At 59.2% G+C, this 26,949-nt stretch carries 18 protein-coding genes and 8 pseudogenes; 19 read left to right on the top strand and 7 right to left on the bottom strand.

Features of this window, described 5'->3' with window-relative positions; genetic code table 11:
- Positions 1–13 precede the first annotated feature (13 nt).
- A pseudogene (locus AC0L15_RS30190) lies at positions 14–318 on the bottom strand (DDE-type integrase/transposase/recombinase); the annotation flags it as partial.
- Between the two features lie 122 nt (positions 319–440).
- Between AC0L15_RS30190 and AC0L15_RS30195 the strand changes: the two are divergent.
- Together AC0L15_RS30195 and AC0L15_RS30200 are read left to right on the top strand one after the other, a co-directional pair.
- The gene (locus AC0L15_RS30195) at positions 441–866 is read left to right on the top strand and encodes a TolC family protein (protein WP_473497991.1); all 426 of its coding nucleotides are present in this window, start codon (positions 441–443) and stop codon (positions 864–866) included.
- Between the two features lie 381 nt (positions 867–1,247).
- Positions 1,248–3,164 (top strand): acyltransferase family protein, encoded by a 1,917-nt coding sequence (locus tag AC0L15_RS30200; protein WP_473497993.1) that lies wholly within the window; start codon positions 1,248–1,250, stop codon positions 3,162–3,164.
- Positions 3,165–3,938: 774 nt separating this feature from the next.
- On the opposite strand, the gene AC0L15_RS30205 is transcribed toward AC0L15_RS30200, so the two are convergent.
- Complete coding sequence (locus AC0L15_RS30205) at positions 3,939–4,205, bottom strand: hypothetical protein (protein WP_473497995.1); 267 nt, start codon at positions 4,203–4,205, stop codon at positions 3,939–3,941.
- An 804-nt stretch (positions 4,206–5,009) separates the two neighbouring features.
- Between AC0L15_RS30205 and AC0L15_RS30210 the strand changes: the two genes are divergently transcribed.
- The 4 genes from AC0L15_RS30210 to AC0L15_RS30225 all read left to right on the top strand — a co-directional run bounded on the left by AC0L15_RS30210 (position 5,010) and on the right by AC0L15_RS30225 (position 8,617).
- On the top strand, positions 5,010–5,285 hold the full coding sequence (locus tag AC0L15_RS30210; protein ID WP_473498024.1) for an acyl carrier protein: 276 nt from the start codon (positions 5,010–5,012) through the stop codon (positions 5,283–5,285).
- Positions 5,286–6,494 carry a beta-ketoacyl-[acyl-carrier-protein] synthase family protein gene (locus tag AC0L15_RS30215; RefSeq protein WP_473497997.1) on the top strand — a complete coding sequence of 403 codons (1,209 nt, stop codon included), beginning with the start codon at positions 5,286–5,288 and terminating at the stop codon, positions 6,492–6,494.
- A 310-nt stretch (positions 6,495–6,804) separates the two neighbouring features.
- The gene (gene fabG, locus AC0L15_RS30220) at positions 6,805–7,542 is read left to right on the top strand and encodes a 3-oxoacyl-[acyl-carrier-protein] reductase (RefSeq protein ID WP_473497998.1); all 738 of its coding nucleotides are present in this window, start codon (positions 6,805–6,807) and stop codon (positions 7,540–7,542) included.
- Between the two features lie 484 nt (positions 7,543–8,026).
- Positions 8,027–8,617 carry a NodA family N-acyltransferase gene (locus AC0L15_RS30225; RefSeq protein WP_473498000.1) on the top strand — a complete coding sequence of 197 codons (591 nt, stop codon included), beginning with the start codon at positions 8,027–8,029 and terminating at the stop codon, positions 8,615–8,617.
- Between the two features lie 229 nt (positions 8,618–8,846).
- On the opposite strand, the pseudogene AC0L15_RS30230 reads toward AC0L15_RS30225, so the two are convergent.
- Together AC0L15_RS30230 and AC0L15_RS30235 are read right to left on the bottom strand one after the other, a co-directional pair.
- Positions 8,847–9,036: pseudogene (locus AC0L15_RS30230) on the bottom strand (aminotransferase class III-fold pyridoxal phosphate-dependent enzyme); the annotation flags it as partial.
- A pseudogene (locus AC0L15_RS30235) lies at positions 9,022–9,792 on the bottom strand (beta/alpha barrel domain-containing protein); the annotation flags it as partial. The pseudogenes AC0L15_RS30230 and AC0L15_RS30235, both read right to left, overlap by 15 nt.
- 126 nt (positions 9,793–9,918) lie before the next feature.
- On the opposite strand from AC0L15_RS30235, the gene AC0L15_RS30240 reads away from it, so the two are divergent.
- The 4 genes from AC0L15_RS30240 to AC0L15_RS30255 all read left to right on the top strand — a co-directional run bounded on the left by AC0L15_RS30240 (position 9,919) and on the right by AC0L15_RS30255 (position 13,489).
- Positions 9,919–10,227: a hypothetical protein gene (locus AC0L15_RS30240; protein ID WP_473498002.1), complete on the top strand. Its 309-nt coding sequence runs from the start codon at positions 9,919–9,921 to the stop codon at positions 10,225–10,227.
- Positions 10,217–11,206: a nodulation protein NodZ gene (locus tag AC0L15_RS30245; RefSeq protein WP_473498004.1), complete on the top strand. Its 990-nt coding sequence runs from the start codon at positions 10,217–10,219 to the stop codon at positions 11,204–11,206. The genes AC0L15_RS30240 and AC0L15_RS30245 overlap by 11 nt, the downstream gene beginning before the upstream one ends.
- Before the next feature lie 142 nt (positions 11,207–11,348).
- The gene (gmd, locus tag AC0L15_RS30250) at positions 11,349–12,446 is read left to right on the top strand and encodes a GDP-mannose 4,6-dehydratase (RefSeq protein ID WP_473482486.1); all 1,098 of its coding nucleotides are present in this window, start codon (positions 11,349–11,351) and stop codon (positions 12,444–12,446) included.
- Positions 12,447–12,535: 89 nt separating this feature from the next.
- Entirely contained in the window at positions 12,536–13,489 is a 954-nt protein-coding gene (locus AC0L15_RS30255) for a GDP-L-fucose synthase family protein (protein WP_473498006.1), read from the top strand.
- A gap of 1,093 nt (positions 13,490–14,582) precedes the next feature.
- Here AC0L15_RS30255 and AC0L15_RS30260 read toward each other — a convergent pair.
- Positions 14,583–14,761 (bottom strand): annotated as a pseudogene (locus AC0L15_RS30260) (SIR2 family protein); the annotation flags it as partial.
- A 23-nt stretch (positions 14,762–14,784) separates the two neighbouring features.
- Here AC0L15_RS30260 and AC0L15_RS30265 point away from each other — a divergent pair.
- Positions 14,785–15,904: pseudogene (locus AC0L15_RS30265) on the top strand (FAD-dependent monooxygenase).
- Between the two features lie 1,218 nt (positions 15,905–17,122).
- Here the strand turns inward: AC0L15_RS30265 and AC0L15_RS30270 are convergent.
- Entirely contained in the window at positions 17,123–17,296 is a 174-nt protein-coding gene (locus tag AC0L15_RS30270; RefSeq protein ID WP_473498030.1) for a hypothetical protein, read from the bottom strand.
- Here AC0L15_RS30270 and AC0L15_RS30275 point away from each other — a divergent pair.
- The 4 genes and pseudogenes from AC0L15_RS30275 to AC0L15_RS30290 all read left to right on the top strand — a co-directional run.
- A pseudogene (locus tag AC0L15_RS30275) lies at positions 17,240–17,392 on the top strand (SAM-dependent methyltransferase); the annotation flags it as partial. The gene AC0L15_RS30270 and the pseudogene AC0L15_RS30275 sit on opposite strands and share 57 nt — an antisense overlap.
- Before the next feature lie 209 nt (positions 17,393–17,601).
- Positions 17,602–18,783, top strand: a complete 1,182-nt coding sequence (locus AC0L15_RS30280) for an efflux RND transporter periplasmic adaptor subunit (RefSeq protein ID WP_473498008.1) — start codon at positions 17,602–17,604, stop codon at positions 18,781–18,783.
- A gap of 2 nt (positions 18,784–18,785) precedes the next feature.
- Entirely contained in the window at positions 18,786–21,962 is a 3,177-nt protein-coding gene (locus AC0L15_RS30285) for an efflux RND transporter permease subunit (RefSeq protein ID WP_473498010.1), read from the top strand.
- 21 nt (positions 21,963–21,983) lie between these two features.
- A pseudogene (locus AC0L15_RS30290) lies at positions 21,984–22,091 on the top strand (SAM-dependent methyltransferase); the annotation flags it as partial.
- Positions 22,092–22,621: 530 nt separating this feature from the next.
- Here AC0L15_RS30290 and AC0L15_RS30295 read toward each other — a convergent pair.
- Positions 22,622–22,725 (bottom strand): annotated as a pseudogene (locus AC0L15_RS30295) (transposase); the annotation flags it as partial.
- 237 nt (positions 22,726–22,962) lie between these two features.
- On the opposite strand from AC0L15_RS30295, the gene AC0L15_RS30300 reads away from it, so the two are divergent.
- The 4 genes from AC0L15_RS30300 to AC0L15_RS30315 all read left to right on the top strand — a co-directional run bounded on the left by AC0L15_RS30300 (position 22,963) and on the right by AC0L15_RS30315 (position 26,822).
- Positions 22,963–23,556, top strand: coding sequence for a NodA family N-acyltransferase (locus AC0L15_RS30300; RefSeq protein WP_473480706.1), 594 nt, complete (start codon positions 22,963–22,965; stop codon positions 23,554–23,556).
- Between the two features lie 127 nt (positions 23,557–23,683).
- A complete protein-coding gene (gene nodC, locus AC0L15_RS30305; protein ID WP_473498012.1) occupies positions 23,684–24,958 on the top strand; it encodes a chitooligosaccharide synthase NodC in 1,275 nt (424 codons plus the stop codon).
- A gap of 49 nt (positions 24,959–25,007) precedes the next feature.
- Positions 25,008–26,030 carry a nodulation factor ABC transporter ATP-binding protein NodI gene (gene nodI / locus AC0L15_RS30310; RefSeq protein WP_473498013.1) on the top strand — a complete coding sequence of 341 codons (1,023 nt, stop codon included), beginning with the start codon at positions 25,008–25,010 and terminating at the stop codon, positions 26,028–26,030.
- Positions 26,031–26,033: 3 nt separating this feature from the next.
- Positions 26,034–26,822, top strand: coding sequence for an ABC transporter permease (locus tag AC0L15_RS30315; RefSeq protein WP_473489054.1), 789 nt, complete (start codon positions 26,034–26,036; stop codon positions 26,820–26,822).
- The last annotated feature ends 127 nt before the right edge of the window (positions 26,823–26,949 follow it).

Below are 26,949 nucleotides of genomic sequence, written 5' to 3' on the forward strand. Positions count from 1 at the left end.
TTCGCGCCGATGATCATGCTGCAAGGATTTCGAACTGCTCGGCGATCGAGGGACGTGGATTATAGGCGAACCTCGCCCGCCGTTTGCGCATCATGTGAACCATCTCGATGCCGGAAAGGACGGCATCGGCACTCGCCATCGACTTGAAGCCGAGCATCGACCGAGTGCGGCGCTTGATGCGCCGATGGTCCTGATCCGATTGTTGAGGTACTTGCTCTTGCGGATGCGGATCGGCTTCAGCGCTGGTCGCGATCGATTCCGCAGGCGGTGATCGGCGTCGCAGGAAATGATCGCCTCATGATTGGTGGGGCTGACGTCGAGTGCGAGGTTCTCGTCAAGTCACTCGCCCGACTTACTGGCGGTGACGAGCCTCACGTCCGCGATATTCTGGCGATGGGCAAGCAAGGGTTAACGCGCCGAGGATCCTCAAGCTATCCGCTGTGCCTGCCGACGCCTTACGGCAGCGCCCCGACATCGACGCCCTTGAGCTCGAGGTCGCTGCATCGCTCGCCGAGATCGGCGCGGCAAGCCGATCTCTAGCCGAGCCTCAGCCTCGGCGGCTCGGTCAAGATCGACAGTTCATCGCTGATGGGAACCTCTCTGCCCTGGTCCTTCGGCCCGGCGTCTCGATCCCGCTTTTTGACGGTGGCTCGCGCCGGGCGGCAGTGGGCAGCGCGGCAGCCGCATATAAGGTGGCGGTGGCCGCCTACAAATCAGGTGTGCTGGACGCGGTCGCCGAAGTCGAGACCGCACTCGTGCGGATTGACAGAACGCGACGGCAGATCGGCGACGCCAGTGTCGCGGCGCGCAACTACCGCGCCTACTTCAAAGCCGTGGATTCGAACTGGAAGCCAGATGCAGCGTGATGAAGCCTAATGGCGAACGCGCGTGGCGGGCGCCTTTGGCTCGACGTTTTGTGGGAGGGCAAAAACTTACGGTGACGGCAAGCAGTCGGCAACCTCGCCGAATGCCATCAGAGCTTGTGCAAGAGATCCATAGCCTGGATGTATGGCATTCAACTAATCGATTTTACGAATTGGCGGGCATGCTCCATTAGAAGAACAACAATTGACCGAAAGCAAGTACGCCGACACCTGCTGCCGGCAACTTTCTTATTTATGTTATGGGCGAGTGCGGCAGATCGGCCGAATTCGATCCAGCGGATGATCTAGAAGGGCACCATTTTCACATCGTTGGTGCGAGGCCTCAGTTCATCCAATTAAACCGGAAATTTCATCAGGTCTTCTATGCCGCGAGACTTTCGAGCCGATGTCCAGGCCTTGCGGGGTCTATCTGTCCTGCTGGTTGTCCTTTATCATACCCAAATCGCGCCGTTTGGTTATCTCGGCGTTGATATTTTCTTCGTAGTTTCGGGCTTTCTGATCACCGGCCTCATCGCGACCCAGCTTGAGCAGTCACGGTTCAGCTATTGGGAATTCTATTATCGTCGTGCGAAGCGCCTGTTGCCCGCGGCCTATGTGGTCATTGCGCTCACGACGATCGCTGCCCCCTTTTTCCTGTCGGATGTGGGCCTGCGGGACTTCCGAAGTCAGGTCCTCGGGGCGCTCACATTCACCGGCAACATCGTTCTCTGGTCTCAGGCGGACTATTTCGGCGAATCCGCCGAAACGAAGCCTCTCCTGCATTTCTGGTCGCTCGCTGTCGAAGAACAGTGTTATCTGCTGCTTCCTGCTTTCTTGGCCTTGGCTCCCAAGAGATGGCGGCTCACAGCGGTTAGTTTGCTCCTGGTTGCCAGCCTGGCACTGTGTCTCTACGTAGCCATTCGTCACCCATACGCTGCATTTTATCTTTTGCCGACCCGCTTTTGGGAAATAGCGATTGGTTCGCTCGGGGCATTGCTTCCCGCCAGCGCTCGCGTGGCGGCCAAGTGTGCGGCGCTGCGCCTCCCGGCGCTCGTGCTTATCCTCCTTATTCCCATTGGACTTAGTTCGCAGAACCCGATCGTGGATGCCGCTTTGGTTTGCTTGGCAACCCTGATCCTCCTGCTGTCGCCCAGCAGGGATAATGTGGCGGTTCGAAGCATGGCAAGGATCGGGGATATCTCGTACTCGCTCTATCTGGTCCATTGGCCGGTGCTTGTATATGTGCGGGCTGCTTGGCTGGCAGAGCCTCCCGCGCTTGCGATCTACGCGGCAGTTGCCTTCTCAGTTGTAGCCAGCTTAGTTCTTCACCGTTTCGTGGAAAAGCCGTTCCGGCAGGGATTCGTCGCATCTCGTGGACGGATGGCCTCAGGACTCGTTGCCGCAACGGTTCTTCTCGGCTTCGCACGGCCAGTCGACATTGGCGCAGCCGAAAGTAGGGTTGGCTTTTCCGAGAGCCGACGGATCAATTACGGCCTGGGAAGGGCATGTGATCTCACATCTGGATCGCCTCCTCAGGGCATTCCCGAGGCCTGTCAGACGACCGGCAGGCCCGAAATGCTGGTTTGGGGCGATTCATTTGCCATGGCACTGGTTCCCGGCTTGGCCAAAACGATCGGAGAGGCCGGCCTGGCTCAGCTCACAATGAGCGGGTGCTTCCCCGCCATCGGCGTTGCTGCCTTCTCCAAGCGCGCAGCGTCTCCCTCCTTCGCCGAGGACTGTATTCGCTTCAATGACAGTGTTTTGGGTATCCTGAAAAATCGGCCGGGGATAAGGACCGTTGTCATTTCGAGCCCATTTGACGCCCCTGATTCAAAAGACTTCATGCTGCTTAAGAGGCGTGACGGGACATTCACGGAAGTTGAAACTTCGGTAGATGGAGCCGTTGAGGGTATCAAGTCCCTCGTCGACGCCGTTCGCGCTTTGGGCAGGCGAGTGGTCGTAGTTGCTCCCCCGCCAGTCGCAAGCTTCGATATCGGCGATTGCCTTGAGCGAAAGGTGAGGGGAAATCTTATGCTCGGGCGGCACAGTGACTGCGAAATTTATGTCACCGATTACCGCCGGATGCGATCCCGCACTCTTGAGCTCTTGAACCAGGTGGCTTTGAAAGCTGACGTAGAGGTTGTCTCTTACCACGACTTTCTCTGCGACGACACAAAATGCAGAACCGAGATCGATGGCAAATTCCTCTACCGGGACAGCGGCCATCTTTCCTATGAAGGATCAGAAATCATCGCTCGAAAGACAAGTCTTGCTGAGAGGCTGATCAGGGCTGCTCGTTAGAGCGAATTTTTTAGGCGGAGTGAACCGCGAGCACTTTCGCGTGGCTCGCAATGAAAAGCGCATGAGGATTTCGGACGCCCGCTGCGCCGAGCTGAAAGCGCACGAGGCGACGGCCCGCAAGGCTGCCAAGCGGAACGCGTTCCCGCACGGCGCTGATGATGAGCCGATCCGTTCCGGAGATCCGGCCGCAATGCAGCGGATTGTTACCCGCATTGAGGAATTGGGGCGCTCTGCCAACGCCATAAGCAGCTCTTGGACTTGCCGGTCTGCCGGATCATGTCGACGGTGCCGACGTCATCGTCGGTCCCGGTTCGGAGCCGCCTCAAGAACATGGAAACCTCTGTCATCAGACATAGGCGCAGACATAGAAATTGACACCGTAAGCTCCCCCGGCTCATTCAGTGTCATCATCTCTCGCCCATCATCTCATGCCACTCAGATGAGATCGCGCCTGCTTCTGTTGTCCCACTCCATTGTCAGCATCAGAATCAGAAAGGGGTTAATTGCTTTTCATGCGTTTGAAACAACCAGTTCATTAATAATTATGACGGTTTATATTTTGCTACATAATATTAATATAATATGAACTCACTCAATCAGAAAATGTTTTTAATCTATTATATGTCTCATGACAGTTAACTGGAGAATGCAGTCATTTAGACCAGGATTGGCATTTAATTGAAAGTATCGAAGTTCGGATTCTAATTAGATGCAATCGAATGGAGGGTGATATGCTAGCGCTCGGATATGTCGCCGACGTGTTGGGGCTGCCCGTCAAAGAGGTGGCGCCACACGCCAGACACGCTTCAGGTTGGAAGCGTAGAAATAGCGGCATAAATCGTGTCGTTGGCATGAGTCCAGTATCGCGGCCGAGATAGGAAACACCACTCCCGGCGGGTTGAAGCGGCGCACGGCAAGCACGTGGTGGATCAGGTTGCAGTGAATGCGGCCGTTACCGTCCCCGAAAAAAGGATGCATGTAGACAAGGCCGAAGGCGAGGATCGCGGCGCTGTAGCGAGCGAGCGGCGTAGCGGCGGTCATTGATGTTCTTCGGTAGGGTTGGGTTGCTGACACAACCTGCGAAGGAACCACCGATGACCAAGCCCCAAACCTTTTCCGACCGGCTCCGTTCCAAAAAAGGGGGCGGCATTGCCGCCGCCCTTTGAGATTGGTGAGAGGCGCAGAGCTTAGAAACCCATACCGCCCATACCGCCCATGCCGCCGCCGCGATGCAGCCCTGAAAGAGTCGAGCGAATCGATGGTATGCGGAAGGTCGAGCCACAGGATGAATCCACACTGCGGATTGGTAACCTTTGTGCCTTCCGCGACCGCCAGCGCGCTTCGTCGCACCGTAGAGAGCGAGTGTGAGGCGCTGAGCATCTAGTAGCGCCCGAGACGTGCCGAGCTTTTGCGTGGAGCCATGCGGGATGTCTCCTGTAGCATTATCTCCCGCAACCAGAGGCTTGCCCGTTCATTGGAATGTATCTCTATCCACAGGGTGGATGCATCTCATCGAAACAAACGATTTTATCAATCTTCCGGAATCTCGCATTGACAGCACCTCACACGCCCTGATCGCCCGCTACCCTTATCGTGTGACGCTAGCGAAAAAAGAGCCCGAAGGAGAAATTTCCATGAGCTCAGACGTGCGATGGAAGTTGCCCCAGGAAAATGAGTTGCAGTTGGATGCCTACGCCGCAGACCAACCGGAACTCATCCGGTCTTTTTATTCCGATTGCTGTTGGTGAGTGGCACAAGCCTGGTCAGGGACGATTTTCGCGACGTGACTGGCAGAGGTATGGCGCCGCACCCACGTCAAAAGGCATTGCTATGGAAAGGAACAGAATGGCTGATCAACTCGCGACGGAAATCATTGCCACGATCAAGAACCGCGTCGAATCGGAGAGCGGCGAGAGTGCGTCCATCATCGGCGAAATAACGACTGCCACGGAACTGACCTCGCTCGGAGTCGATTCGCTGGGTCTGGCGGATCTCCTCTGGGATGTGGAGCAGGCCTACGACATCAAGATCGACATGAACGCGGCCGACGCCTGGTCGAATCTCAAGAATGTCGGCGACATGGTGGAAGCCGTCCGCGGTTTGCTCGCGAAGGAGGTCTGATTGGACAGGCGAGTCGTCATTACTGGGATGGGCGGGCTTTGCGGCCTAGGCAACAACGCCGCCTCTATCTGGAAAGAGATGCGCGAAGGCCGCTCCGCCGTCCGCCCGATGGTCACTTCCGAGCTTCATGAGATGAAGGGCACTGTCGGTACCGAGATCAAGGAGCTGCCGAAGCACGACATCGGCCGCAACCAGCTCGTCTCCATGGACCGCCTCAGCTTGCTCGCTGTGCTTGCAGCGCGCGAAGCCATGCAACACGCCGGACTTTCCTGCGACGAGGGAAATCCGTATCGCTTCGGCGCGGCAGTAGGCGTCTGCGGCTGGGGGTGGGGAACGGTCGAAGAAACCTACCGCGACCTCTTTTTGGACGGTGCGAGGCGTGTGGGCATTTACACTGCACCAAGGGGGTTGCCGAGCGCCGCTGCCAGCCAGGTCAGCATGAGCCTAGGCCTGCGCGGCCCGGTCTTTGCCATCGCCTCCGCATGCGCATCAGCCAACCATGCGATCGCTTCGGCGGCGGATCAGATCAGGCTCGGCCGGGCCGACGTGATGCTTGCCGGAGGCGCCGAGGCGCCACTCGTATGGCTTCAGATGAAGGCATGGGAAGCAATGCGCGCGCTCGCTCCGGATACTTGCCGGCCCTTCTCCGCCGACAGGAAGGGAGTGGTGATAGGTGAGGGTGCGGGCATGGCCGTGTTGGAAAGCTATGAGCATGCCGCGGCGCGCGGTGCCACAATGCTTGCTGAGATCGCAGGCATAGGCCTTTCCGCGGATGCCTTCCACATCGTCGCGCCGTCTATCGAGGGGCCGGAGGCCGCCATGCGCGCTTGCCTTGCCGACGCCGGGCTGAATGCCGAGGACGTGGATTACCTCAACGCCCACGGCACCGGCACCAAGGCCAACGATCAGACCGAGACGGCGGCGATCAAGCGCGTCTTCGGAGGCCATGCCTATTCGATGTCTGTCTCGTCCACCAAGTCCATGCACGCGCATTGCCTCGGCGCAGCGAGCGCACTTGAAATGATCGCCTCCGTGATGGCGATCCAGGAGGGCGTCGTGCCGCCGACCGCCAATTATCGCGAGCCAGACCCCGATTGCGATCTCGACGTCACGCCCAATGTGGCGCGCGAGCGCAAGGTGCGCGTGGCACTGAGCAACGCCTTCGCCATGGGCGGCATGAACGCAGTTCTGGCGTTCAAGCAGGTGTAGAAGCCATGCGACATTCCTCCAGTAACTCTATCTCTCATTTCCAAATCTTTGCCGGATCACGATTGTGAAGGGCGTGGCCTTGGACCGCCTCGGTGAATGCGCTGCGGAAGCTGGACGAGCCGGGGCACGTTTTTGCAAAATTCTCAGCTGTTGAAGCGACGTGGACGTACCGCTACCCGGAAGATTAAGCGAGGCCCTCCGAGTTCGGCTCGAGGCCTGTCCAGCAGCTGTACCCGATAATGTCTGGACGGCGCAGGGCCGCCAGTGACCGCTTCCGTGCGAAGCCGGTCCTTAGAAAGGGAATCGATAAATGTTCGATCTGACCGGCCGCAACGCGCTCGTCACCGGAGCAAGCGGTGGAATCGGCGAGGCTGTGGCGCGGGCGCTGCACGCGCAGGGCGCAACCGTCGGCCTGCACGGCACGCGTGTCGAAAAGCTCGAGGCGTTGGCTGCCGAGCTTGGCGAGCGGACAAAACTGTTTCCGGCGAACCTCTCGAACCGCGACGAGGTCAAGGCGCTGGCCGCAAAGGCGGAAGCCGAACTCGAAGGCGTCGACATACTGGTCAACAATGCCGGGATCACCAAGGACGGGCTTTTTATCCGGATGTCGGACGCGGACTGGGACGCGGTACTCGAGGTCAACCTGACCGCCGTGTTCCGGCTCACACGCGAACTGACCTATTCGATGATGCGCCGCCGCAACGGCCGCATCATCAACATCACCTCCGTGTCCGGTGTAACCGGCAATCCCGGCCAGGCGAACTATTGCGCGTCAAAGGCTGGCATGATCGGCATGTCGAAATCGCTGGCGCAGGAGATCGCGACGCGCGGCGTGACAGTGAACTGCGTGGCGCCGGGCTTCATCGAATCGGCGATGACTGACAAGCTGAACGACAAGCAGAAAGAAGCGATCATGGCCGCGATTCCGGCCAGGCGCATGGGCACCGGCGTGGAAGTCGCCTCGGCTGTGGTCTACCTGGCCTCGAACGAGGCCGCCTACATCACCGGCCAAACCGTTCATGTGAACGGCGGCATGGCAATGATTTAGCCTAAAAGTTCAGTGCGCACGAGGACGCGTATCAACGGTGGAGGAAGGTTCCCTCCCAGATAGCAGTCGATTGGGCCGGCAGCTGACGAGCGGGTCGGTCGGGCAACTGGCCGGGTCGAAGCCTCGTGTGATAAAGGCCGCCTTGGGCGCAGGTTTAGATCAAGCGCTTTGAAACGCAGGGCTATTCCTATCCATGGCGTGGATGCATTCATCGAAACAAACGATTTGCCAATTCTGCAGAACGTCGCCTAGCAAGATATCAAGGATCTAAGCCAAAAGGTAATTAACGATGTTTGTATTGGCTCCGAGCAGCATTTTCTGGTGTACGCCTTCCGTGTGCGCCGAACACAACGGACTCGCATCTTGATTGCGGCTAGTTTCTTCCGTGATCTGAGCAAGCTACATCGACCCGGCTCGATGCGACAAACGTCCCTATGCGTAGGGGCTTACCTCAACAAAGCAGCAACAAAGATGAGGTTTTTCCATGTACTCTGACGTGCGGTGGAAGTTGTGCTGGGAAAATGAGTTGCAACAGGCCGACCATGTCGAACTCTCCGAGTTCTTCCGAAAGACCTACGGACCGACTGGGGCCTCCAACTCAGAGCCATTCGAAGGCGGCCGTAGCTGGGCCGGTGCGAGGCCGGAGCTCCGCGCAATCAGTTACGACGCGCACGGCGTAGCGGCTCATATCGGCATACTACGCCGCTTCATCAAGGTTGACGAGGTAGACCTCCTGGTGGCCGACCTGGGGTTGTACGGGGTGCGTCCGGATCTTGAGGGACAAGGGATCGGTCATTCAATGCGCGTTCTATATCCAGTAATGCAGCAGCTTGGGGTTCCATTCGCTTTCGGCACCGTTCGGCACGCAATGCGGAACCATTTTGAGAGGATCTGCAGAGACGGCCTGGCGGCTATTGTGTCGGGCGTTCGCGTGCGGTCCACTCTCGCAGATGTGTGTCTTGACCTGCCGCCCACGCGCGTCGAGGACGTGCTCGTCGTGGTTGTGCCGATTGGACGCTCGATGAGCGAGTGGCCGTCCGGCACCCTGATCGTTCGGAACGGTCCGGAGCTATGAGACATCTTGAAGTGCCGGGTGATGGCGCTGAGGGCACCAGAGCGGAGGATTTTTGCAGAGCTACTAGGACTGAATACGCGTTCCCATTCACATTAGCTGTGGATCAAGGCTGAATTAGCGTGCAGATCTGCGATCTAAATCGATCCGAGCGCGAGCTTCCGCGCACCGACGTTTCAGACCTGAATCCCGTCACCCTGAAATCGACGGGCATCGACTATCCCAAAATCGAGCCCTTCGAGGTGCACAGGATATCTGGAGAGATGTTCGCCTGTTCGCAGGCGAACATGGTTCCGGTGCGCTCCCCAACCGGTCATCACTTCGTCGGCGATCAGGAGCGTGCCGGAGGCCTCAGTGATCTTCTTCAATTCGGTCAGAACCCAGGCCGGGTACATCAGCATGCCGCCGGCGCCGAGCACGAAACCGATGTCGAGAATGGGCGCGCTGCGGGTAAGCCAGCCACCGATATGCGGTCCACGCCGGTCGCCGCAATTGCCGGGCGCTCGCCCGCGTTACTCAAGCCCGAGGCCTCGGTGATCGCGCTGCGCCCGACATAGGCACAGCTTGCGCAAGCTCCTCGACCGACATGTTGTCGAGGAGCATGCCGTCGACGCCCACTGTAAGCGCTATCTCCAACTGGTCCAGCCTGTCCACCTCTACCTCGATCTTGACCATGTGACCTATGGCGCTAGGCGCCCGCTCGATTGCGGTGCGGATGTCGCCGGCAATGGCGATGTGGTTGTCCTTGAGCACCGCGTCGTCGAGCGCGAAGCGGTGATTGCCTGACCGCGTATCGCTTCGACAAACAACGCGGCCGTAGCCGTAGCAATGCCGCTCAGACGGCACAGAAAATCGAGCGCGGTCCGCTCAGCAGGCTTCGCGCCGGCCATTACCATCGCAATGGTTTGACCTGCTCGACATCGCTGCCGTCCGGCCGCCGGATTTGCACATCGATTGCTGGATCGACGAGCAAGAAAGAAAACGCCACAGGTCGAGCCCCGCACCCACGCCCGCTTGGCGCGCGTTAAGCGAAAGCGTGGCTTTGCATCGGCCGCGATAATTGCATCGCTCGTGATATCGCCGGCTCTGCCCAGGTCTTCCAGCAGGGATGATGATCTGAGGAAGTGTGCAAGTGAAGTCACGGCTCCGTCGGATGTCGTCGTTGCGGTCGCGCTCATGGCCGGCTGACTTGGGTCATGCTGCGTGCTGCCGCCGTAAGCTTCCGCTGGGATTAGCAGTGACGCACAACGAGAGGGTTCAGGTCAACGCCCTGGAACCCATGTCACTAGCCATCCATAACGTGGATGCGTTTCATCGAAACAGACGATTTTACGAATGTTGCGGCACGTTGCATAGAACGAATTCAAAGATGTAAGCCTTTAGGGAAAGTCGTTGATGTCTGCGTTGGCTCCAAAGAGCATTTTCTGGTGTGCGCCGAATACCAGCCTAGGCGCGCGTCCATCGCGGCCAGGCACTTCCGCGATCGACGCAAGCTGCATCGCATTGGCGCAGCACGACAAGCTCCCCGAATTGCGCAGGCGCTTGCCTCAAAGGCAGCAGCAAAGCTGAGGTTTGTGGTTGTTTTGGAAAGAGGCAATTTAGATGCTTGTTGATGGCTCAAGGATGGATCGGTTCGTTGTTTCTCGACGGCGCGAGGGTCTCGGTGATTGCTTGTGGTCTCTCGCGTCGGCATGGGACTACGCACATCGGACGGGACGGGCTTTAGCAATAGATTGGCGCGGCTCTTGTTACCTCGACAACCCGTTTGCGAATGCCTTTCCGGCTTTCTTCAAGCCAATTGAAGAGATCGGTGGTGTACGGGTCATTTGCGATGACGAGATCAACCACGTCTCATTCCCCGGTCCCTTCTTCCCGTCGTGGTGGAACAAGCCATCCATCGACTGCGTGTACCGTCCGGATGAACAGATTTTCCAAGAACGTGACGAGCTTAACGATCTTTTCCAGGCCCAAGATGATTGTGAAGCTAACACAGTAGTGTGTGATGCTTGCTTGATGTGGCGCTGCGATGAGCAAGCCGAGCGAACGATATTTCGGAGCATCAGACCGAGGGTCGAAATTGAGGATCGGATTGAAGCGCTCTACCAGGAACACTTTGCCGGGCACAGCATAATTGGGGTCCATGTCCGCCACGGCAACGGCGGAGATATTATGGATCACGCACCTTACTGGGCTGATCCAAAGGTTGCCTTAGAGCAGGTATGCACTGCCATTCGTATGGCCAAAGCGCAACCGCATCCAAGGCCTGTAAGGGTGTTCTTGTGTACAGACAGCGCCCAGGTTGTTGATCACTTGTCGGGCGTATTTCCCGAACTTTTCACCGTCCCAAAACGCTTCCAAGCGGATCAGGCCGGCCCCTTAAACAGTGCAGCACTGGGCATTGACGGGGGTTTTTCCGCTCTCGTTGAGATGTATCTCCTTGGTAGATGCGACACTGTAATTCGGTTTCCTCCGACTAGCGCCTTCTCCCGCTATGCCCGCCTCTTCGTGCCACGAATTGTCGAATTCGATCTGAATGACCCGCGTCGTTTGATCTTGATTGATAACTCTTTCGACCGTTCCCCGACCCCATGAAGGGGTTGGCATCCCGCTCTAACTCTCCCTTGCCTTCGCGCAGAGGCCCCGTTCGCCCTGCCCAATGCGCCCCTTTCTCGCCACGCAATCCTGCCGCAGGCGAGCATTTTCTTCGGCGCGTCAAAATCAAAAGGATTCAAGCTTGTCAAAGAGAAAAGTCGCTTTAATCACCGGGGTCACGGGGCAAGACGGTTCCTACCTCGCAGAATTGCTGCTGGAAAAGGGCTATTCTGTGCATGGGATAAAAAGACGATCGTCTCTTTTCAATACGGGCCGTATAGACCATCTCTATCATGATCCTCATGAAAGTGGCGTTGATCTTACACTTCACCACGGGGACTTGACAGACTCGTCCAGCCTTACGCGCGTCATCCAACTGGTTCAGCCGGACGAAATTTACAATCTGGCAGCTCAGAGCCACGTTGCAGTCTCCTTTGAACAACCAGAATACACCGCGAACTCGGACGCGTTGGGTGCGCTGCGTATCCTCGAGGCAATTCGGATCCTGGGGCTCGTCGAGCATACGCGCTACTACCAAGCCTCGACGTCTGAGCTCTACGGGCTGGTGCGGGAAACGCCACAGACCGAGACGACACCGTTCTACCCCCGATCACCCTACGCTGTTGCCAAATTGTATGCTCACTGGATCACCGTAAATTATCGAGAAGCTTACAACTTGTACGCATGTAACGGCATTTTATTTAATCATGAGTCACCCGCGCGCGGAGAAACATTTGTAACGCGAAAAATCACGCGCGCCCTGGCTCGGATTAAGCTTGGAATGCAGCCGAATCTATTCTTGGGCAACCTTAATGCTCTTCGCGATTGGGGGCACGCTCGAGACTACGTCCAGATGCAGTGGTTGATGCTGCAGCAGGAGCAAGCTGAAGACTTTGTGATCGCTAGCGGTGAGCAACATTCGGTGCGCGAATTTGTCACGGTCGCGGCCGCTGAACTCGGCATTGGTGTTCGTTGGGTTGGGGAAGGGGTCGACGAAGAGGGATACGATGCAAAGACGGGAGCTTTGATCGTAAAAGTAGATCCCCGTTATTTTCGTCCTGCAGAAGTCGAGACACTTCTCGGCGATGCCCGCAAGGCCAAAGAAAAACTTGGGTGGGAGCCAAAAATCTCCTTCATTGAATTGGTTAGGGAGATGGTTCGGGAAGATTTGCGCATGGCAGAGCGTGACGCAGTGCTGATGACGCAGGGTTATTATTCATACAGTCCACGAGAGTTATGATGACAACGGCGGCGCCATGCTGGCTTGTTGTCAGCGTTAGGGTGCCTTCTTAAGGGCGTCCATAGCGTTATCACATGGGAAACAAAAAGATGAAGAAAGTCTATGTGGCAGGCCATAGCGGCCTTGTTGGATCCGCCACAATGAGTGCCCTCGAGGCGTTAGGATCGTATGAGATAATAACACGTACTCACGACCAACTGGATCTATTTGACCGGACCGAGACGCGCAGGTTCTTCATGTCGCGGCGGCCCGATTACGTCATTATGTGCGCCGCAAAGGTTGGTGGTATAATGGCGAACGCTAGCTCTCCTGTCGATTTCCTTCATAACAACCTCGCGATCCAACTCAGTGTTTTTGATGCCGCTTACGCTTCCGGCGTCGAACGGATGATTTTTCTTGGCTCCTCATGTATCTATCCACGCGACTGTCCGCAGCCGATACGGGAGGAATACCTTCTCACCGGTCCGCTTGAAGCGACAAATCGTCCCTTTGCTTTGGCAAAAATCGCAGGAGTCGAATCATGCTGGTCTTTTAACCGGCAGTACCAGACGCGCTATCTCGCGTTGATGCCGACCAGCTTATATGGTCCCGGCGATAATTATCACCCCGAAAAATGCCACGTTCTGCCTGCTCTGATACGCCGTTTTCATCAAGCTAAAATAAACGGCGACTCCTCGGTGGGGGTCTGGGGATCCGGAAATCCTCGGCGAGAGTTTATGTATTCGTCGGATATAGGCGATGCCATTGCGTTCCTGCTTGGCCTGCCAGATTCGGATTTTGACGCCTTGACAGCCCCCGACACTGCGCCCCTGATTAATGTTGGCGTTGGCGAGGATGTCACAATTCGCGAGGTGGCGGAACTCGTTAAGGCGGCGGTCTGCTGGGAGGGCAATCTGGTATTCGACACGACGAAGCCAGACGGTACTCAGCGCAAGTTACTGGACGTAACGCGCTTGCGTAAGCTTGGCTGGAAAGCCAAAACGTCTCTTGGTGCCGGGTTGCAAGCGACGTATGAGGATTTTCTTCGCCTTCATGGGGCTTGATGTGGATGCACGCATCCTGGTTGGACTGCATGTTCCGACCGGGTGCGAGCTTGTTCGGTTAGGCCAAACAGAAGAGAGGGACGCATACATCCGAGGCGGCCGCAATATTGGCCTGTGCTAACGGTGCAAGCCGGACCTCTCTGCGACCGGCGGTGCTGAGGACCACCCAAAAGCTTGCCCAAGCCAATGGGAAGGGCGAGGGCCGCATAAAGGGCTGCACCTGGAACGGCTGTGCGTGAGCGCAGTCGACTCAAGCCGCCAGTTAGAACTGCTCGACCTCACGGGAGTCGCTGCTTAGGAACCTGCCGTCGATACGAACGCCAACCGGGGCCCCGCCATGCCTCGGGGCAGGCGTTATCCAAGACGGTGCATGCGGTAATGGCGGACGTGGACGTATGCTTTTCAACTCGCGCTTAGCCGCAGGCGGGATCGTGTCCTGGGTCGTGTCCCCCCTAGGTGGTGTAGCTGACGGCATTGGTCGCCGTGCTCTCCGGCATGGGCCGGGCTGATCGGCCTGCTTCAGTCTGCGTTGTTAGCGCCGAACTCACTCGCCTCAAGGTCATGGCGCCACAAGCGGGGATTCGCGGCGCCATGGTGCGGGCGTTTACAACTCCTGCAGCAGCGGGTCTCGTTGATGAACCGGCTTGCCCTGAACAAATCGCTCGCGTGTGCAGCGCGCCAAGCTATCGCGCAGAGCATCCTGACGCTCTGGGATGGCAGTGGCAGATGACCGCCTATGCGGTGAGCACGCTTGGCCTTAGCTTGATTGGCATCGACCCCAACCACCCCTGATCATCGTGCCGTGCGCACAGCTTCCGCCGCCAAGTGAAGCCGATCAGCTGCGACCGCTCGCCGCGACAACTCCGGCGCCAGACGATGCTCTGCTCGGCTGGTTCGAGCCCGTCGCCGCTGTTTATCCGCAGCATCGAATGTCCTAGCAGCTGAAGCCTCGAATGAAATAACCGTCGCAGCTCTTCCAGCGCTGGCTCGAAACAGCAGCGCCTCTCGGAGTTGTTGAATAACCCGGAAGACAATGCCCATTTTACTTTTTCGGCAATGTTGAGGCGTCTGGGGATGGCTCAACGATTGCCCGTTAGGCCTCATGCAATGTCTCGCCCAGTCCGACGAGACGGGCTGCGGCTTGACCCGTCGGCATGTAATGACCGTCATTGCCCTTTCTGCAAGGAAGCGACGCTCGTTCTTGGTCAGCTTTGCCGTATCGATTGCCGCAAAATGTGGGCCATGGGAGCGCTTCATGATCTGTCGGGCATAGCCAACGCGCTGGCGGCACGCTGATGGCCGGCTTTGATGACAGCTTCGACATCATTGTCGTTGGCGCCGGGCCGGTCGGACTTTCCTTCGCCGCATCGCTTGCCACAGCGAGCTCAAACTGGCGGTTGTCGAAGGGCAGTCCCTGGAAAGACTGGAAAATCCGGCTTTCGACGGTCGCGAGATCGCGCTCACCCACGCTTCTATTGGGATCCTTCGCGAGCTCGGCGCCTGGGATGCTATCCGCGGCTCTGACAAGTCACCGCTTCAAGGCGCACGCGTCCTCAACGAATCGAGCCCTCTTTTGCGCTGTGTTTCGATTCCCCTGGCGGATCCGCGGAACCACTGGCGTTCTGGTCCCGAATTTGCCGGATTCGCGATGCCCTGTTCAAGATCATCCGCTTGCAGGGCCATGCCGGGCTGCTGTGCGGCCACTCGGTCGCGCGTGCAACAAACAGCCATCAGGGAGCAGTCAGAACGCTCTCCAACGGCAGGCGACTGACCGCTCGACTTCTCGTTGCCGCCGATTCGCGTTTGTCCGCCACCCGCAATCTGCTCGGCATCGGCGCCGATATCAAACGGCTTGGCAGCTCGATGCTGATTTGCCGAGTGAGGCATCAGCGCCCCCACCACTAGATCGCGATCGAATGGTTCGATCACCATCAGACGATAGCGATGTTGCCCCTCGCGCGAGGCATGTCGTCGCTGCTTTTGACTTTGCCCTCAAACGAGGCCGACAGACTGCTTGCCCTCGACGACGAGTTGTTCCTGATGGAGTTGACGAAGCACTGTCGAGGGCGCCTCGGCAACATGAGCTTGGCAACCAACCGCCATATTTATCCGTTGGTCACCACCTGGGCGCACAGGTTCCGGGCGCCGAGCGCCGCATCGATAGGCGACGCTGCCATTGGCATGCACCCGGTGACCGCGCATGGCTTCAACATCGGCCTCGGCGGCCAGAGGCAACTCGCCCATGGTATCCTGACAGTATGGCGCGACCGTCGCGACATTGCCGATCCCGACATGCTCCACAGAGTCTACTCAAGCGAGCACCCGGCTGCACGGCTTGCAAGACATGTGGGGCTGCGCTTCGGCCAACATCTTCCCTTTGTCCGTCATGGCATTGCGGCCATGCTGAGGCGGTGAGCCACAGTCACAGTCATCGTCAGCGTGCTGGCGTCGTAATAAGCTGGCGAGTGTGGTTCGATGTGAGCGGTCGCGGCTGCACGGGATCACGATCCCAGTGAAGAGCATGACGCTTTCCTCCCCTTCCTTGTATGCGCGAAAGCGTGATCTGCTCTTTCAAGCGTTCCTGGTTCGGCCAGGGTCGGCTTTCGGTGCAATTATGGCATGGCCTCCCCTCTACGAGCGATCGGTCAGGACTGCTCTGTCTTCGAACGAGAGAGGACCGCCGCGCTCCCTGCGAAGTTGACCTCCGCCTTATGGCCGTGACCTTCGACCCGCGTAGCGCGCAGCCGGTTCCGTGGTTGCACGCTCGTCGTTCTCCACCATGGTCAGCCGCATCCGGCGCAGTTGGTGATATTCTGCCTCCATCGGTCGTGCCCTGCCCAACAAAGCGACCGGGCAGCCCGGCATATGCGGCACAAAATGAGGTGGACGGCCGAACGAACCTGCACCTGTCCACCGCCCGAATTGGAAGCAGCGATCCACGGCATTTCCGCCACGAAGTCTTTCAGGATTGCGGAGCCGACAAAGGCATCGCGGGCCACGCCCATCGGCGTGCGGCGTCTTGTGCTTGGTAGCACCGGTGAAGGGCTGTTCATGGATCAGACTGCGGCGATCCCCCGGCCACTCCTCCACAAATTCGATCGCATCTGCGAGATCGATAATGCACAGGGTAGGATCCATGCTTGATGAAGACGGGGCTGCTGAATGCCGCGAGCCTCTTCCATCGCGGATCGTCAGCATCTCAATCGCCGTGTGTGCGGGATTCCCGCCCACCGCAAAGCGTTTGTCGGCCAACGCCACACAGGCGCGGACCCAGGCACGCCCAATTCCTCCTTCGATGTGTTTAGGGCGTGGATGGTTGTCATCCGAACAATCAATTTTGCCAATCCTGCCGACCCTATTAGGAGTGTGACCGAAATCACGTGCCTCGGCCTGCAGGCACGCCCGACGAAGAAGCCTGAGCACCAACCACCTATGCCCATAGGAGTACAGAAGGCAACGATCCGAAGACGGTGGAAATTGGTGCCGGGACGTTCCTCCTCATCGGTGTCTATGCGCGCGTCAAACGGACTCTCATTCGCTGAATGGTCCCAGAAGTGCACGAGGTGGGCAACCACACGGTGAAGCGTGGTGGTGTTTTGACATCGGGTCTCACGAACGGCCCCGCTTTCAAAATTAGCGTGCCCGGGTCCCGACGCTATCTCTGACGGCGTTTTGCAGCGTCGGTGATTGCTGACTTAGCGAGGTGTGAATTTGACCCATAAAGGCGATCATGAACTGCTGAATCGAGAAATGGCCGCAGACGATCCATGGCGGCTCGATGGCAATCCGTTCGAGCGGGAGCGCCATACGCAAAATTCTCAGGTGTCACTTGCGAAAGGTCCTGTCGCAAATGCGCTCGAAGTCGGGTGCGCTGCCGGCGCCTTTACGCAGCGGCTAGCCCCAATTAAGGGGTTGCAGCGAGTGGGACAAGGTCTGTGCCGAGTGTTATGTCGCAGATGAACGGCCGCGCTGGTCCGGCGCGCCTCACGACGGCGGGCGCATCCTGTCCAGCGAAGTAATAACCCATCAACTTTTCTGCACGCACCCATATCGGCCACGCGCCGAGTTAGAAGACGCGGCCCGGCCGAACCCCGCGCATTGGAAAAACGACGATGCCCAAATACAGGTTTCACAAGCTTGCAGCCATTGTTGTGCTTGTCGGGTTCGCTGCATGGATGGTGACGGGCGAGTTCTCCTCGGTCGGCAGCGCGGCCGCCGACAACGAATCCAAGCCGGACAAAGTCGAGCAGCCAAAGGCGGCTGACGCCGGCAAGGCCAAGCCCAGTGGGGCAGAACAGCCCAAGGCGCCGTTGCGCACCGTCGCGACCATAACTCCGCCCAGGCGTATCCATGCGCGCGCCATCCGGATTTCCGGACTGACCGAAGCCGATAAGCGCGCCGTCCTGGCGACCCGCGTTGCCGGTGTCATCGACAAGCTGCCGGTCAAGCAAGGACAGCGCGTCAAGACCGGCGACCTCGTGCTGATGCTGGCCGTCGAGGAAAAGCTTTCGGCGGTCAGCAACGCCAAGCAGCTTCTGGTTCAGCGTCAGGCCGAACTCGATGCAGCATTGCGGCTGATGAAAACCGGCAATCTGCCCAAGCTGCAGCTCGATACGGCGCGCTCCAACCTGACGCTGGCCCAGTCGCACCTGGAAGCCGCGCAGGCCGAGCTCGACCGCAACGAGGTGAAGGCGCCGTTCGACGGCGTCATCGACCGGGTGCCGGTGGAGCTTGGCAGTACCCTGATGCAGGGCGACGAAGTGGCGACCATTTTGAGCCTCGATCCGGTGATTGCCCGCGGCGAGGTCAGCGAACGTGAAGTCGGCTATCTGAAGATCGGCGACAAGGCGAAGGTACGGTTGGTCAGCGACCAGAATGTCGAGGGCGCCGTGCGCTATATCAGCCGCGACGCCTCGTCCGCCACCCGCACCTTCCGCGTCGAGATCGCAATCCCCAACCCCGAGGGCACTATTCCGGCCGGGATGACCGCCGAGATTGCGCTGAGCGCGCAGCCGACCGACGCCGTCATGCTGCCGCGCTCCGTGATCACGCTCGGCGACAAGGGCGACCTCGGTATCCGCGCCGTCGACAAGGACGACAAGGTCGTGTTCTTCCCGATCGATCTGGTCGACGATACGCCAACCGGCCTGGTGCTCGGCGGCATCCCTGCCGAAGCGCGCATCATCGTCGCCGGCCAGGAACTGGTGAAGGAAGGCGAAGTGGTCAAGCCGGTCGAGGCCGACCAGGCGACCATTCAGAAGCTGCTGGGCGAAGCGACGGCCGGGACGCAGTAATCATGGATATCGTCAAACTCGCAATCAGCAATGCCAGGCTGACCATTTCGGTGCTGGTGTTCCTCATCCTTGCCGGTGCGGTCGCCTATCAGTCGACACCGAAGGAAGCGGAACCCGACGTTCCGATTCCGATGATGTATGTCAGCCTGATCTATCAGGGCATCTCGCCCGAGGATTCGGAACGCCTTCTGCTGCGGCCGATGGAAGCCAAGCTGAAGAGCCTCAAGGGGCTCAAGGAGATGCGTTCGGCCGCCTTCCAGGGCGGCGGCTATGTGATGGTCGAATTCCACCCGCAGACGGATCTGGCTACCGCGTTGCAGGACACGCGCAGCAAGGTCCAGGATGGCAAGGCCGACCTGCCGCAGGCAGCCGAGGAGCCTGTGGTCTCCGAAGTCAACGTCTCCGAGTTCCCCGTCCTTGTCGTGACGCTGTCGGGCGAGGTGCCCGAGCGCGTTCTGACGGCGGCGGCGCGCGAGCTGCGCGACCGCATCGAGGAAGTGCCTGGCGTGCTGAAGGGCTCGCTGCAGGGCGCCCGCGACGAGCTCGTCGAAGTCGTCATCGAACCGATGAAACTGTCGTCCTACGGGCTGCAGCTCGAGCAGCTGATCGGTGCGGTCGGCGATTCCAACAGTGTTGTCGCCGCCGGCAACATCGAAGGGTCCGAGGGAAAATATGCCGTCAAGGTGCCGTCGCTGATCGAAACGCCGCAGGACATGGCGGCGCTGACGATCGTCGCCGGCCCCAACGCCGTGGTGCAGGCCAAGGATATCGCCACCGTCCGCTCCACCTTCAAGGACGCCGAGACGGCGACCCGTCTCGACGGCAAGCCGGCGATCGCCATCGAGGTGAAGAAGCGCATCGAATCCAACCTGATCGACACGATCGCCCAGGTGAGGACCGTGTCCGATGCCTTCATAAAGACCATGCCGGAAGGCATGCACGTCACCTACACGCAGGATAAATCGGTCTTCGTCAACCAGTTGCTCGGCGATCTGCAGAACCACGTCATGATCGCCGTGATCCTGGTGTTCATCGTCATTCTCTACGCCCTGTCGGGCCGTGCCTCGCTGCTGATTGGCCTGGCCATTCCATCGTCCTTCCTGATTGGCATCCTGCTGTTGGCCATGATGGGCTACACGATCAACATGATCGTGCTGTTCAGCCTCATCCTGGCGGTCGGCATGCTGGTCGACGACGCCATCATCGTCACCGAATTCGCCGAGCGGCGGATGAGCGAAGGCATGCCTAAGGCAGAGGCCTTCGCGCTTGCCGCCAAGCGCATGGCCGGTCCGGTCATCGCCGCGACGATGACGCGCATCGCCGCTTTTTCGCCGCTGCTGTTCTGGCCGGGCATCATCGGCGACTTCATGAAATACATGCCGATCACGCTGATCGTCACGCTCTCGGCCTCGATGCTCTATGCACTGGTCTTTGCACCGGCGCTGGGCGCCTTGTTCGCCAAGGCGCCGCCGCATCACGAGAACGACAACCGCGACGGCTGGTACATGGCGGTGGTCAAGCAGGCGGTTCGCTTTCCCATCACCGTGCTTCTGCTCACCGTCGGCCTCTTGTTCGGTGTCGGCTTTGCCTATTCGAAATACGGCGCCGGCGTCGAGTTCTTCCCGAATGTCGAGCCCGACTACGGCCTGCTTTATGTGCACGCCCGCGGCAATCTTTCGCTCGCCGAAATGGATGCCGCCACGACGACCGCGGAAAACCGGCTTCTCGGCTGGCCAGGGGTGAAATCGGTCTATACCCGAGTCGGCAAGACGCAAGGCGGCGGCCAGGACATTCCTGAAGACGTGGTCGGCGTCATCCAGTACGAGTTCGTCGACTGGCGCCAGCGCAAATCGGCGAACGCGATCCTGGACGAACTGCGCGGCGTCATGGCCGGCATTCCCGGCGTCGACGTCGAGGTTCGCGTGCCCGAGGCCGGGCCGCCCACCGGCAAGCCGATCCAGATCAGGCTGTCGGCCGTCGACCCGGAAGGCCTCGACGACAAGGCGCGCGCCGTCGCCGCCCGCATTGCCAAGGTGCCCGGCGTCATCGACATTTCCGACGGCCTGCCGCCGCCCGGCGTCGACTGGGCGCTCGACGTCGATCGCGCCAAGGCGGCGCAATACGGCATCAGCCCGACCTCGGTCGGCACGGTGGTGCAACTGGTGACGAACGGGCTGAAGCTCAGCGAATACCGGCCGGCCGGAGCTGACGACGCCGTCGACATCAGGCTGCGCCTGCCCGAAGACCGGCGCACGCTGTCGACGCTCGACGACCTCAGGGTGCAGACGTCGCAAGGGTCGGTGCCGATCTCGAATTTCGTCGCGCGCAAGCCCGAGCCGACCGTCGGCATCCTCAACCGCATCGACGGCGCGCGCACCGTGGTCGTCCAGGCCAATGTCGCCGCCGGCGAGCAGGTCGCTTCCGTCCAGCAGCAGGTCACCCAGGCGGTCGCCGAGATGGATCTCGGCAGCGGCATACGCTGGAAGCTTGCCGGCTCGAACGAGGACAGCGCCGAGGCCAGCGCTTTCCTCAGCAAAGCCTTCGGCGCCGCGATCTTCCTGATCTTCCTGGTGCTGCTGATGCAGTTCAACAAGTTCACCAGCGTTTGGCTGGTGCTGTCCTGCGTGGTCATGGCGACGGTCGGCGTGTTCCTGGGATTGCTGTTGACCGGAGAGGCGTTCGGCATCGTCATGTCGGGCATCGGCGTCATCGCGCTGGCCGGCGTGGTGGTGAACAACAACATCGTGCTGATCGACACCTACGACCGGCTGCGCGAAGAGGGCTGGGACAAGATGGACGCGGTGCTGCAGACTTGCCGCGAACGAGCCCGCCCGGTGGTGCTGACGGCGGTGTCGGCGATTCTCGGCGTGCTGCCGATTGCTTTTGGCCTTGGTCTCGAAATCTTCCATCACGAGACGACGATCAACGCGCCGTCGACGCAATGGTGGATTTCACTGTCGTCGGCAATCGTCTTTGGCCTGTCCTTCGCCACCTTGCTGACGCTGGTGGTGACGCCATCGATGCTGATGGTGTTCACGCGCAGCAAGAACAGCCGCTTCTATGCATTCTTCCGACGGGTATTCCGGCGCGGCAAGAAGGTCGGTGCGACTGTAGAGACTCCCGCAAGGCCGGGCTTGCTCGACGAGCCGGAAATCGCCTTCCCGAAGGCCGCCGAATAGGCCAACTTTGCTTGGAGCGCCATGCTGAACAAATCGTTGGCCGAGATGACACGCATCGAGTGCCGGGGCGCGTCGATCAATGAAGACTGCCTGCTGGCCCGCTTCCGAAAGCCGATTTCCGCTTCCTGATGACACGAATTGTCGAAGTTGACTTAGAGACACTGTGCGCTTCGTGGTGTCAAGCTGACCCTATATGTGGACGTATAAGAGCGCCCGATTGCAACAAGTTAGCTGGGTCCAGTTGATGGTCACAACTGCTGACGTATATCCGGCTTCTTCATGCGGCTCGATGTTCAGCGCGGCGAGCCTCGACGGGTTTTCGCCCGCTTCCACCTCAACGGCCCCAGACGTCGGCCGAAGCTTTTGCGGTCCACACATCAGGTTCGGAAGCGACGGGGTGACCGTTTCCCCATCTCTGCCATTTTGCTGCAAGGCCGAGGTGCGCCCTCTCTAGGTCCGTCAGGCTGCTTTAACCGACAGTACCGGTTGCCAGGCAGCGAGCAGCGACCAGACGATTTTTGTTGCCGAGCGCGACCGCCGCGCCATTGGGATGCCGCCTTTGCCGCAATTTGTCGAGCCTGCCGCTTCGCGGAACCTGTTTGCCGCCGGCGCGATCCAGAGCTGCGCGATCGCCTATGGATCATCAGCGTGCGTCAACGATCGCCGCGTTTGCTGACGCCTAACAGTCGGGCCCATCCTCCACTTGATCGCTGCTTCGGCACGAGGCGCAGCCACGCCGCTGGCGGCCGCTCTTGAAGCAGGTTGTGTCACCGACAGCTGCCTCGGTGTCGCTTTATGGGCCAATCGAGCACGGCCGGAAGGTTCAGATCATGGGCCTTCGAAACGCATGGCGTTAACATCCATAGCGTGGATGCTCGCGATCTAAACAATCAATTTTACCAATCTGGGCGGGTCGTTCATAGACCCCCCACATGACATGCACCGCGTTGCTCTGCCGCGTGAGGTGCACAAAAGAACCCGAAAAAGAGGAAGTCTTCGCATGCGCTCTGACGTGCAGTGGAGGTTGTGCTGGGAAAATGAGTTGCGGCTTTCCGATCACCTCGAACTCTCTGAGTTCTTCCGGAAGACCTATGAGCCTACCGGAGCCTTTAATGGAAAGCAATTCGAAGGCGGTCGAAGTTGGGCCGGTGCGAGGCCGGAGGTCCGCGCAATCGGCAATGATGTGCACGGGATAGCGGCTCACTTGGGCCTGCTGCGCCGATACATCAAAGTTGACGACGCTGATCTGCTTGTCGCTGAACTCGGTCTATACGGGGTGCGTCCGGATCTTGAGGGGCTAGGAATCGCCCATTCGATCAGCGCGATGTATCCAGTGCTGCAGCAGCTTGGCGTTCCATTCGCTTTCGGCACGGTTCGGCACGCGCTCCGGAACCATGTTGGGAGGTTCTGCCGCAAAGGCTTGGCGAGCATTTTGTCGGGCGTTCGCGTGCGTTCAACCCTCCCGGACGTGTACCCCGATCTGCCTCCCACGCGAGTCGACGACGACGTACTCGTCATGGTGCTCCCAATTGGACGCTCAATGAGCGAGTGGCCGGCCGGCACTTTGATCGATCGGAACGGTCCAGAGCTATGAAGAGCACCCGCAATGATATCAGTCAGCGCGACCCGCCCCTCATCGCATTGATCGATCTGAATCCAGCATTGACCGCGGATTTATTGTCCGCTCGCTTCCTCAAATTCACTGAGAAATCTGACATCTCATGAACCTCTTTGCCCCAGCCAGTATTGTTGCAGTCTGCTCTTATGCGCTGCTGTCGACCGTCTATAAGACCGCGCAGGTGTTTTATACCCTGCCTACAAACGTACCGCCGACCTCGGGCGAACCGGCCAGCTGTGAGCCTTGGCCGAGCGTCGATGTCATTATCCCGTGCTACAACGAGGCTCCTCGCACCCTCTCGGACTGCCTGGCTTCCATTGCAAGTCAGGACTACGCCGGAAAACTGCAGGTCTATGTTGTTGATGACGGTTCTGGAAACCGCGATGCCCTCGTAGGTGTACACGAGGAATACGCTCGTGATCCGAGGTTCGACTTCATTGCGCTCCCAAAGAATGTCGGAAAGCGCAAGGCACAGATTGCGGCGGTTCGTCGCTCGTGCGGAGATTTGGTGCTCAATGTAGATTCGGACACGATACTCGCGCCGGACGTCGTCACAAGACTTGCGCTAAAGATGCAAGATCAAGCGATCGGCGCCGCCATGGGCCAGTTGGCGGCCAGCAATCGCAATGAAACTTGGCTGACGCGGTTGATTGACATGGAATACTGGCTCGCCTGCAACGAAGAGCGGGCAGCGCAGGCTCGGTTCGGTGCCGTCATGTGTTGCTGCGGTCCGTGTGCCATGTACCGGCGATCCGCGCTTGTTTCGCTGCTGGATCAATACGAGACGCAGCGCTTTCGAGGGAAGCCGAGCGACTTCGGTGAGGACCGCCACCTTACGATCCTGATGCTGAAAGCAGGCTTTCGAACAGAGTATGTCCCGGAGGCCGTCGCGGCAACAGTCGTTCCCAGCAGCATGGGTCCCTATCTGCGCCAACAGCTTCGCTGGGCTCGGAGCACGTTCCGTGACACGTTGCTGGCGCTCCAACTGCTGCGCGGCCTTAATATTTATCTCACATTGGACGTGATCGGGCAGAATCTTGGCCCATTATTGCTCTCTTTGTCGCTCCTGGCTGGGCTCGCGCAATTCATAACGACAGGTACTGTGCCTTGGACGGCATGCCTGACGATTGCGGTCATGACTATAGTTCGCTGCAGCGTGGCAGCGTTTCGTGCGCGCCAACTTCGATTCCTCGGATTCTCGCTCCACACACTCATCAACATCTTTCTCTTGCTCCCGTTGAAAGCATACGCGCTGTGTACATTGAGCAATAGCGATTGGTTGTCGCGAAGCTCGGCCGCCACTGTGACAGACATCGACGGCGCCCTTCCAAAGCCCGCCTTGGTGGGATCTGACGCAGCTTACAGCGAACAGCAATAGTCACGTGATCGCAGGTAGATGAGTTTTGAGCCAGGACCAGAAACATCAAGTGTTGACGCGAAAATTGGGCCCAGAGGATTTGCGGCGGCCGGAGACTCCTCCGATCGAACGGGAGTCTCACCGGCAAACAAGCGCGAAAAGCTCCGTGCATGACTCTCTGTCGACCGTGGCAATCGATTTCGCCGGCGTAACCAAGTCGTATGGGAACAAGGTCGTTGTCGACGACCTGTCGTTCACCGTTGCTTCGGGAGAGTGTTTCGGCCTCCTCGGACCAAACGGGGCCGGCAAAAGCACGATTGCGCGTATGCTCCTCGGCATGACATGCCCTGACGCGGGCACGATCACGGTGCTCGGCGTCCCGGTGCCGGCGCGCGCTCGGCTGGCACGTAGGGGCATTGGCGTGGTCCCGCAATTCGACAACCTTGACCAGGAATTCACGGTACGCGAGAACCTGCTGGTGTTCGGACGCTACTTCGGCATGAGCACACGCGAGAGCGAAGCGGTCATCCCGTCGCTTCTCGAGTTCGCTCGCCTCGAGCGCAAGGCGGATGCGCGCGTCTCGGAACTGTCCGGCGGCATGAAGCGATGCCTGACGATGGCGCGGGCGTTGATCAACGACCCCCAGCTCATTGTGATGGACGAGCCGACCACCGGCCTCGATCCGCACGCGCGCCACCTGATCTGGGAGCGGCTGCGCGCGCTGTTGGCACGCGGCAAGACGATTATCCTGACGACGCATTTCATGGAAGAGGCTGAGCGACTCTGCGATCGGCTGTGCGTGCTCGAAAGGGGTCGCTACATTGCCGAAGGTCGCCCGCAGGCTCTGATCGACGAGCATATCGGATGCCAGGTCATGGAGATTTACGGCGGCGATCCGCACGAGTTGCATTCGCTGGTCAAGCCACATTCTCAGCGCATCGAGATCAGCGGCGAAACCCTCTACTGCTATGGGCCAGACCCTGATCAGGTGCGCACGCAACTCCAGGGGCGACCAAGTCTGCGCCTTCTTCTGCGTCCAGCCAATCTCGAGGATGTTTTCTTGCGGCTGACCGGGCGCGAGATGGAGGAATGAACGATGATTGAAGGTCTTGCGGCGGTGCTGCCCGCCAATGCGTGGAACTGGGTTGCGGTGTGGCGCCGCAACTATCTGGCATGGAAGAAAGTCGCATTCGTGGCGATTCTCGGTAACCTCGCCGATCCAATGATCTACCTTTTCGGCCTCGGTACCGGCCTCGGCATAATGGTCGGCCGCGTCGACGGTGCGCCGTACATCGCCTTTTTGGCGGCCGGCATGGTCGGGGTCGGTGCGATGACCGCCTCTACCCTCGAAACACTGTACGCGGCTTTCGCTCGCATGCATTCTCAACGCACATGGGAGGCCATGCTGTATACGCACGTTACCCTCGGCGACATCGTTCTGGGGGAACTGGCGTGGGCAGCCACCAAGGCCTTCCTGGCCGGTATGGCAATTACCATTGTCACCGCAGCCTTGGGCTATACAGCCTGGCCGTCCGTCCTCTATGCGCTGCCATTCATCGCTCTGACAGGGTTCGTATTTGCCAGCCTCGCGATGGTCGTCACCGCACTTTCGCCCAGCTACGATTACTTCGTATTTTACCAGACGCTTATTCTTACACCCATGCTGTTCCTGTCGGGCGCCGTTTTCCCATTGAATCAGCTGCCTGACACCTTTCAGAAGATAGCGCGATGCATGCCGCTGTCACATGCGATCGACCTCATTCGTCCGGTTATGCTTGATCGCCCGATCGGCGGCATCGCCCTGCACATCGGTGTGCTCGGCCTGTACGCGCTGTTGCCATTCTTCCTCTCGATGGCGCTGTTGCGCCGCCGACTGATGCGCTGACGCGAAAGAGAAGGAGATAAACCATGCGCTATGGGCGCAAATAAAAACGACATCGCCAGGGTGTGCCGCGAAGGGTTTTGGCTGGCGTCGATTCAATCCCACAACGCTATGTAACGCCCGGCGTCTC

The organism is Mesorhizobium sp. WSM4846, assembly GCF_055811415.1.